This window comes from Desulfurellaceae bacterium, assembly GCA_021296095.1.
Taxonomy (GTDB): domain Bacteria; phylum Desulfobacterota; class Binatia; order Bin18; family Bin18; genus JAAXHF01.
Genome location: JAGWBB010000035.1, coordinates 50,264 through 52,935 on the forward strand (window position 1 = coordinate 50,264; position 2,672 = coordinate 52,935).

The 2,672-nt window shown below is 62.9% G+C and carries 5 protein-coding genes; 2 read left to right on the forward strand and 3 right to left on the reverse strand.

The genetic code is table 11. The annotated features are described in order from the left end of the window. The 3 genes from J4F42_10435 to J4F42_10445 all read right to left on the reverse strand — a co-directional run. On the reverse strand, positions 1 to 405 hold a 405-nt coding region (locus J4F42_10435; GenBank protein MCE2485917.1), incomplete at its 3' end, for a TIGR00730 family Rossman fold protein. Between the two features lie 41 nt (positions 406 to 446). Further along, the gene (locus J4F42_10440; GenBank protein MCE2485918.1) at positions 447 to 734 is read right to left on the reverse strand and encodes a hypothetical protein; all 288 of its coding nucleotides are present in this window, start codon (positions 732 to 734) and stop codon (positions 447 to 449) included. Positions 735 to 907: 173 nt separating this feature from the next. Then, positions 908 to 1,225, reverse strand: a complete 318-nt coding sequence (locus J4F42_10445) for a hypothetical protein (protein MCE2485919.1) — start codon at positions 1,223 to 1,225, stop codon at positions 908 to 910. A 115-nt stretch (positions 1,226 to 1,340) separates the two neighbouring features. Here J4F42_10445 and J4F42_10450 point away from each other — a divergent pair, with 115 nt between their 5' ends. Both J4F42_10450 and J4F42_10455 read left to right on the forward strand, forming a co-directional pair. Then, positions 1,341 to 2,528, forward strand: a complete 1,188-nt coding sequence (locus J4F42_10450) for a CoA transferase (protein MCE2485920.1) — start codon at positions 1,341 to 1,343, stop codon at positions 2,526 to 2,528. A 12-nt stretch (positions 2,529 to 2,540) separates the two neighbouring features. Further along, positions 2,541 to 2,672, forward strand: a 132-nt coding sequence (locus tag J4F42_10455) for a hypothetical protein (GenBank protein ID MCE2485921.1), incomplete at its 3' end; no start/stop codon positions are given.

Consider the following 2,672-nt stretch of genomic DNA (forward strand, 5'->3'; position numbering starts at 1 on the left):
GATCGGCTTGGCATGAAAGCCGAGTTGCTTCAGGGCCAGCACCTCGGAGACTTCCTCGATGGTGCCAAAGCCGCCGGGCAGCGCAATATAGGCATCGCCCAGCTCTTCCAGGCCCTGCTTGCGGGCACGCATATCGGTGACCACGTGCATCTCATGGCCGTCTTGCGCGTAGCCCCGGTCGAGAAAGTCCTTGAGGATGACCCCCGTGACCCGACCGCCCTCGGCCAGCGCGGCGCGGGCCAGCGCGCCCATCAGGCCGATATTGCCGCCGCCGTACACCAGGCGGTGACCGCGTTGGGCGATCAGCCGGCCCAACACTTCGGCTTCGGCGGTATACACCGGGGCCAGCTGCCGGCTCGAAGAGCAGTACACGGTCACGGCGAGCGGGCTGGGAGAAAGCGTCATGGCAGCATACTCTTTCCGAAGCGGTTGAACGCGAGAGGGGCTTAGCCAGACACCCCATCCATTGACGCCCAGTCAACGATCGGGGTCAGCCGGCGCTTGGCAATCACGCCCTTGGCGACCAGTCCCTGAAAGGTCTCAAAGGTTTTGGCGTGGTCTTGGATGTCGAGGACAAGGACTATTTTCGGCTCTTCGTTGGAGGCCCACGGGCCGCCTACCAGGCTCACCCCCTCGGGAAAACCCGTCGTCCCGTCGAGCACGCCCTTGAACATCGCCTTCACCTCACCGGTACGATCCGGATTCCAGTAAATTTCGTCGAGATACAGCGGCATACGATTTCCTCCTTATTGTTGTGGTCCGAACGCGCTTTCTCCCACGCGCGGCATACCATAGAGCGGAGCGGAGCAAAGGGCAAGCAGTCGGCCAGGAGCGCCGCTGTCCCGGGGATCGAGGCAGCCGCGTCTATCGGGCCGGGAGTGTCACTCTAGGTTTGATAGTCAAGGTATTATCCACCAGAACCGGTGCGCTTAATGGCGCGCTTGCCGGAAAGCACCTCGGACACCTTCACCCGGCTGCCGATGAACGGGATCAGGTCACGCGGCCGCAAGTTGCCCTGCTCCATACGGAACTCGATCGCGGCGAGCGGACTCGGATAGCCCATCGGTTCGTGCTTGCTCTCATACAGTTCAACCAGATCAACAAGGACATCGAGTTCGTCGAACTCCGGGCTGCCGGGCGTCGCATCCATCAACGCGTCGATCCGAGCCAGCGCGTCCTCATAATCCTGCTCGGTCCGAATCGGTTTGATCTCTCCAGTGGCCATCTCACACCTCCAGAACATTCACCCCGAACGTTTACAAGGTAGCAGGCATAGCCCGCCTCTGTCTCGGGTGGTGTCGGTGTGCTAGTGTCGGCCACGCAGGCGAGGAGGGCACGCTATGGCATTACCGCTGGCAGGAATTCGGGTGCTGGATATCGCCAGCATGCTGGCCGGCCCGTACGGCGCGACCATGCTCGGTGATATGGGCGCGGACGTAATCAAGATCGAGCCGCCGTACGGCGATGAGTCGCGGGCCATCGGGCCCAAAGTCGAAAACGACAGCGGCTTCTACCTCGGCATCAACCGCAATAAGCGTGGCATTGTGCTTGACCTGACCAAGCCCGATGGCAAGGCGCTGTATTTTCGGCTGGTCCGCACCGCCGACATCATTGTGGACAATCTGCGCCCCCAGGCCAAAGCCAAGCTGGGCATCTCCTACCAGGAAAACTGCGAGTACAATCCCAAAATTATCTGCATTACGGTCAGCGCCTTTGGCCAGGACGGTCCCTACGGCGGCCGGCCGGGCATTGACCCGCTGGCCCAGGCCCTGACCGGCTTCATGAGCGTGACCGGCGAGCGGGACGGCAAACCGCTCAAGGCCGGCCCGGCCATCGCCGACGCAACCTGTGCCAACCTCGTCGCCCTGTCGGCCATGGTCGGCCTGTGGGTGCGGGAACAACAGGGCATCGGCCAGCAGATTGAGCTGAGCCTGATGGACGGCCTGCTCCACGTTCAGCCGGCTCAGCTCGGCCAGTTTTTTCTCCAGGGCTATGTCCAGCCCAGGGTCGGCAACGCCAGCCCGTTTTTTGCCCCGTACGGGACCTTCACCTGCCAGGACGGCCGGGATATCCAGATTGCGTCGTTTAACACCAAATTCTTCCACAATGTCTGCCGCGCGCTCGACCGCCAGGAGCTGATCGACGATCCCCGCTTTGCCAGCAGCGAGAGTCGGCTGGAACACGAGGCAGCCCTGAACGCCGAGATTCAGGCCGCGTTTGGCCGGCACGACAGCGACGAGATGATGCGTCGCCTGGTCGAGGCGGACGTGATGGCCGCGCCGGTGAATACGTATGCCGAGACCTTTGCCGACCCGCAGGTGGTGCATAACCGGATGGCGGTCGAGGTCGAGCACGCCCGGGTCGGGAACATCAAGGTCGGCGGCATTCCGGCCAAGCTGAAAAAAACGCCCGGCGCGGTCCGCCTGGCCCCACCCACCCTGGGCCAGCACACGCGGGAAGTCCTGCGCGAGCTGGGCTATGAGGATGCGGAGCTGGAGCGCCTGTTGCAGCAGGGCGTGATCAAGTAGGAGGAAGTCGGCATGCCACGCGCAGCGGACGGGATTGTCGAGGCGCTCACAGACGCCAGGGTCAACACCATCTTCGGCATCCCCAGTATCCACAACATCAGTATCTATGACGCCCTGCGCCGCGAGCCGTCCATCCGCCATATT

Excerpts from the sequence above, each read along its gene's own strand:
- J4F42_10440 (MCE2485918.1), bottom strand. The coding sequence starts at position 734 with ATGCCGCTGTATCTCGACGAAATTTACTGGAATCCGGATCGTACCGGT.
- J4F42_10445 (MCE2485919.1), bottom strand. The coding sequence starts at position 1,225 with ATGGCCACTGGAGAGATCAAACCGATTCGGACCGAGCAGGATTATGAG.
- J4F42_10450 (MCE2485920.1), top strand. The coding sequence starts at position 1,341 with ATGGCATTACCGCTGGCAGGAATTCGGGTGCTGGATATCGCCAGCATG.